Below are 5,577 nucleotides of genomic sequence, written 5' to 3'. Positions count from 1 at the left end.
TGCAGGGTCATGGTTGTCTCCTGGTTGTGAATGCGCGCCGCTGCTGCCGGTCGCGCGGGGTTGAAATCAAGATGCGGGCACCGGGTCGCGGTCCATCGGGCCCGGCACGGCTGCGGCTGCGGCTGCGGCTGCAGGACCGAAGGCACCGGCGCGCTCCAGTTCGGCGATCTGCCGTTCGTCCAGGCCAAGAGCGTCCCGCAGGACCTCCTGCGTATGCTGCCCCACCGCCGGGGCCGCCACCGGATCGGCCATGGGCGTGGCGGCGTAGCGGATCGGCAAGCGCACGTTCGGAACCCAGCCGAGCACCGGATGGGGGATGCGGGTGACGAGTTCGTGGTCGCGCGCCTCGGGCGAGCGGATCGCCTCGCCCACCGTGCGCACCAATCCGTAGGGCACGCCGGCGGCGCGCATGCGAGCCTGCCAGTGCGCCCAGTCGTGCCGCGCGAACGCTTCGTCGAGGAAGGCGAACAGGCGCTCCCGATGCCGGATGCGCAGGGGACCCGTGGCGTAATCCGCATCGGCGGCCACGTCCGGACGTTCCAGCACCTGCCCCATGAGCCGCTGGAAGATGTTGTCGTTGCCGCTGTTGATGTAGAAGGTGCGGTCGCTGGCGCGGAAGGCGCCCGAGGGGCAGGTGTCGGGGGCGGTGTTGCCGCTGCGTTGCGGCTCCTTGCCGGTGAACAGCGACTGCATGGTCGCATAGCCCGTCATCAGGACGGCCGTGTCGAACAGGGACACCTCCACCCGCTGGCCGCGGCCCAGGCGCTCCCGGGCCAGCAACGCGCCGAGCACGGCGTTGCCCACCATCATGGCGGTGCTGATGTCCATCACCGGCGAGAGCGCCCGCACGCCTTCGCGGTCGGGATAACCGTTCATGGAAACGAAGCCGCTTTCGGCCTGCACGATGGGATCGAAGCCGATGCGGTCGGCGAAGGCGCCTTCGCGGCTGTAGGCGGCCACCGAGCAGTAGACCAGGCGCGGGTTCAGGGCAAGGCAGGTCTCGTGGTCCAGCCCCAGGCGACGCATCACGCCCGAGGAGAAGTTCTCGACCAGCACGTCGGCGCGGCAGACGAGGTCGCGCGCCAGCGCCAGCCCCTGCGGGGACTTCAGGTCCAGCGCGATGCTCTTCTTGTTGCGGTTGCTCCAGACGAAGGGTGCGCCCTGGTCCAGTTGCGGGTGCATGGGCGGATAGCGGCGCACGTCGTCGCCGCGGACCGGCGCCTCGACCTTGATCACCTCGGCGCCCATGTCGGCCAGGATCATGGTCGCCAGCGGCCCCGCGAGGTAGTGCGAGAAGTCCACCACCCGGATGCCGTCCAGCGCATGGGGTGCGCCGGAGGCCCGTCGCTTGTGCTCCGGAAAGTCGGCTTCGAGGTTCTCCAACATGTCCTGGCCGCCTGCCTGCATCGGAGAACCGCTCACGGCGTGTACCCGAAGCCCTTGCCGAGCTCCGCCTTCATGTAGTCGCGTCCCAGTTCCATCCAGTCGGAACCGGCGGGGATGGTGACGGAGATGGCCCGCATCATGAAGGAAGACGGCTTCGCGGCGGAGACCGGCTCGGCGCCCTCCGCCAGCTTCTTCGCGCTCTCCAGGAGCAGCCGGCGCACGCGCACGATGCCTGCATCGGTGGAGCCCAGGTGCTCCTGCGAACGGTCGTAGATGGTCGCCACGCCCGACCCGCACGCGGCATCCTCCAGCCACAGGCCGGGCATGCCGGTCTGGTAGTCGTAGTTGTAGGCGTTGCCCCGGTTGAACCGGCTCCAGTACCGGTGATAAGGCACCGTCACCGGCCTGGCCTCATAGGCGCCATGCGAATGGTGGCCGGTCTCGCGGCCCTTGTAGCCGTCCTTGAACAGCTTGCGCGACTTCTCGTAGAAGGGCTGGTCCGGCGTGTACGAGAACATGATTGCCAGGGTGTGGTGGTCGTCGATGGGCACCCAGGCATGGCCGCTCAGCTCGGGGTACTGCGTCTGCGGCGGCACCAAGGTCCAGAACGGCATCAGGAACTGGTTGACCCGCACGTAGTTGTGCTCGGTGCCGTCCTTGCGCCGCGCCGCGATGCTGATGCCGGCATCGTGCGGCTGGACCTCGAACTTGGGCGACAGGTCCTGGCCCTGCCGCCACTGCGCGATCGTGCTGCCTTTGCGGCGGCCATGCAGGATGGCGGCATGCGCGGAGTCGATTTCACCTTCCAGTGCCTGCAGCCAGTTGCACTCCTGCACCCGGATGGTGACGACGGAGTGCGACTCGGGCACCATGTTCCATTCGAGCTCAGGCAGCGGCGGCGGCGTCTCGCGCTTCGGGCCCATGTAGGTCCACAGCACGCCGTTGCGCTCGCGCACGGGATAGGACTTGATGGTCATGCGGCTGGTCATGGCACTGCCCGGGGGTTCCGCCGGGGTCTCCTGGCACTGCCCCGTCACGTCGAACTTCCAGCCGTGGTAGATGCAGCGGATGCCGCCCTCCTCGTTGCGGGCGAACACCATGGGCGCGCCGCGGTGCGGGCAGGCCTGGTCCACCAGGCCGACCTGGCCCTCGCTGTCGCGGAACGCGACCAGGTCCTCGCCCAGCAGGCGCACCCGATGCGGCTGGCCGTCGCGCTCGACATCGGCGGACGCGAGGAAGGGGATCCAGTACAGCCGCATGAGCTGGCCCATCGCGGTACCGGGGCCGACGCGAACGAGCGTCTCGTTGTCTTGGGAATTCAGCATGGCCTTTTAGGGTGAATGGTTGAACCGAACATCGATTCGCCCGATTCTAGGCAGTGCCGGCCGGCGCGTGATTCGAAAGGCCGCCGCGGTATTGAGAAACCGGAATTGAGCTGGCCCCACAGTGGTGGCAGCGGCCTTCAGGTCCAGTAGGGCTCGATGAGCGACTGCCGGCTCGCGTCGGCGCCAATGCCGGCGGAAGCCACCGTCAGCAGTTCGAGGAACCGCTGCTGGGCCCGCGTGAGGCGCCAGCTCTTGCGCATCGTGGCGCCGACCGTCGGCCTGCTTCCCGCCAGCGGTGCGCCGATGCAGCTGAGCAGGCCGGTGCGCACCTGCAGCGCCACCTGGTCCGGCATGGCGAGCGTCAGCAGGTCGCTGGCGGTCAGCAGGCGGCCGATGATCATGATCGAGCCGCACTCCACCGGCGCCTCGGGGCGGCGATCGGCGAAGAGGCGCTCCCATTCGGCACGCAGCGGCGAGTTCTCCGGCGCGATGATCCAGGGGTAGGAAGCCAGCATCTGCGGCGTGCAACTGCGCCGCGTCGCGAGCGGATGCTGCCGCCCCGCCACCACCACCGGGGCTTCCTCGTAAAGCGGGTGCGTGGCCAGGTCCGGCGCTGCGTCGTCGGGGATCTCGCCGACGATGATGTCGATCACACCGTCCCTGAGCGCCTCCACCAGTTCGCCCCAGCTGCCTTCGTGCACGCGGAACCCCGCGGGAAACCGTTCCGCCACCATCAGCGCCATGGCCTCGGGCACGAGGAAGCCACGTGCCAGGGGGGTCGTGCCGAGAGCGATGGTGGGGTTGTGCGGGTCGCGCCCGAGCTCGGAGAACGCCGCCTGGAGTTCGGCCAGCGCGAGCCTGCAACTGCGGGCAAAACGCCGACCGGCAAAGTTGACGTGCACTCTGCGGCCGCGGCGCTCCACCAGCTTGCGTCCCAGCGCCTCCTCGAGTTCGCGCACGGCCCGGTGCACTGCCGGCTGAGACAGCCCAAGGTCTGCGGCTGCAGCGGAGATGCTGCCGGCCCGCACCAGCGCCACGAAGGCGCGCAGTTGCGTCATGCTGAGCCGGCGATCCGGTTCGAACGCCGTGCCGCCCACCTGGCGGGTGCCCGTTGCCAGGTGGGCCAGGCAGGCCCGCGCCCGGTCCACCACCAGTTCCCCGGCCGCCGTGGGCACGATCCCGTCCGGGCGCCGCTCGAACAGCACCTCTCCCATCAGCTTCTCCAGCTTCAGGATGCCCTGCGTCAGCGCCGGCTGGCTGAGCCCCACCGCGCCAGCGGCCGCACTGATGCTGCCGTGCTCGTGCACGGCCGTCAGGCCGCGCAAGTGGCGCAGGTTCAGCTGGAAGGCCGCCTGTGCCGCGCCGGGCTGCGCGTCCGGCGGAGACTGCGCGTGGTTCATGGTCGCCAAGGAAGAGGAAGCTGGCCAGGCACCACTATAAAGCGCACCCTCGTCGGGGCTTCCGCTTGTTGAATTGACCGCCGGTGCCGCCACCCTTGGCGCTGAGGCGCCGGTACTTACTTTCCGCGGGTCAGCAGACGCATTTGCGCGTAATTTCCGGGCTGCGTTTCGAGGTGCCTAGAACGTGCTTGCGGGGACGCCGAGCAGCGCGAGCACTTTGCGCTGCAGGTCGGTGAGTGTGAGGTTGAATGCCTGAACGGTGCGGCCGTGTTGACGCAGTTGATGGCGCTCGGCCAGGCTGAACAGGCGCAGCACCTGCTCGGTGGTGGGATGCGCGCACTGGCGCTGCTCGGGGTAGATGGGCAGTTCCTCGATGGCTTCGTGCGCCATGGCCTGGCGCAGCTCGCGCTCGATGAGGGCCTGCACCAGCAGTGCGATCGCGTACAGGGTGAACAGTGCCTCGATGCGACCCTCGTCCTTGAGGAACACCGGGGCGATCTGGTGTACGGTCTTGATCTGCTCGAAGCGCTTCTCGATCATGGGCTGGCCTTTGTGGGCCTGCAGGACCTGTGCGGCGCTGAGCTTGCGGTCGTTCGTCATCAACGGGTACATGCCGTCGCTTCGCCGGTCGTAGGCGATGGCCTGCTCGTCGGTGCTCCATTGCACGTCGAAGCGTCGCTTGGTGATCTTGCGGTAGGCCGTGTCGGGGCCCGGGCGGCCACGGCGGGTTTGCTTGAAGACGTGCTCTTCGCGAACGACGCGGCGAACCTTGAGGTAGCGACCCACATGGTGCCTGTCCACGATGAGCTTGATCTGCAGGTCGATCTCGGGGGCGCCGCGCAGCCGGGTCTTGGCGGAGGCCAGGCGCTGGCGCAACCGCTCGAACTCTTCGATGGCAGCGGCGATGTTGCGTAGCCGCCGGGCATGCTGGCGCAGCGTCAGCAGCGTGCTCCAGACCCACACGATGGACCAGGCTTCCATGGAGGGTAGCGGCGCCCGATGGACGTACCAGCAGTCGCGCGGCCCGTCGCTGTAGCGCGGGTTGGGCCGATCCCACACCAGGGACCACTCGGGCGTGTGGGTTTGCAGCCATTCGCGAAACTGCGCATCCTCAAGCCGGCTGCGTGGCATCACGGTGACGAAGCGGCCCCCTGCGCGGTCGATGTGATCCATGTTCTCGCGCGAACACAGTTTGCTGTCGGCCACGTACAGGAAGTCGCTCCTGCCGGCCACCGCCCTGAGCGTCTCCCAGGTCTGCACGTGGGTGACCGAGTCGCTGGTGTTGCCGTCGGTGCAGCGAAACGCCACCGGCACGTTGCCGTCGGCGCTCATGGTCAGAATGAACAGCAGTTGCTTGAGGTCCGGCCTGTGCGCCTTCGAATGCCCGAAGGTGATCGCGGGCGCGGTGCGAGCGCGAATCTGGCGGCCTCGGGCGCGGCGGTAGCCGCCGCAGAAGCTGATCGATG

The 5,577-nt window shown here is 68.5% G+C and carries 4 protein-coding genes; all 4 read right to left on the bottom strand.

Annotated elements, in window-relative coordinates:
• Positions 1-66: 66 nt before the first annotated feature.
• Positions 67-1,422, bottom strand: a complete 1,356-nt coding sequence (locus IMZ29_RS22070) for a CaiB/BaiF CoA transferase family protein (RefSeq protein WP_371820395.1) — start codon at positions 1,420-1,422, stop codon at positions 67-69.
• On the bottom strand, positions 1,419-2,711 hold the full coding sequence (locus IMZ29_RS22065) for a Rieske 2Fe-2S domain-containing protein (RefSeq protein WP_216188405.1): 1,293 nt from the start codon (positions 2,709-2,711) through the stop codon (positions 1,419-1,421). Before IMZ29_RS22065 ends, IMZ29_RS22070 begins: the two co-directional genes overlap by 4 nt.
• A gap of 137 nt (positions 2,712-2,848) precedes the next feature.
• On the bottom strand, positions 2,849-4,111 hold the full coding sequence (locus IMZ29_RS22060; protein ID WP_216188403.1) for a LysR family transcriptional regulator: 1,263 nt from the start codon (positions 4,109-4,111) through the stop codon (positions 2,849-2,851).
• A gap of 177 nt (positions 4,112-4,288) precedes the next feature.
• Positions 4,289-5,577: IS1634 family transposase (locus tag IMZ29_RS22055; RefSeq protein WP_216188401.1), on the bottom strand; the 1,289-nt coding region annotated here is incomplete at its 5' end.

It is taken from the genome of Verticiella alkaliphila, from assembly GCF_018904615.1.
GTDB lineage: Bacteria > Pseudomonadota > Gammaproteobacteria > Burkholderiales > Burkholderiaceae_B > Verticiella > Verticiella alkaliphila.
Note: the sequence above shows the minus strand (reverse complement) of the source record. Positions and strands in the feature narration are given on the sequence as shown.

What these genes read in the sequence shown, in the direction of transcription:
- IMZ29_RS22065 (WP_216188405.1), bottom strand. Translation starts at nt 2,711, where the DNA reads ATGCTGAATTCCCAAGACAACGAGACGCTCGTTCGCGTCGGCCCCGGT.
- IMZ29_RS22060 (WP_216188403.1), bottom strand. Translation starts at nt 4,111, where the DNA reads ATGAACCACGCGCAGTCTCCGCCGGACGCGCAGCCCGGCGCGGCACAG.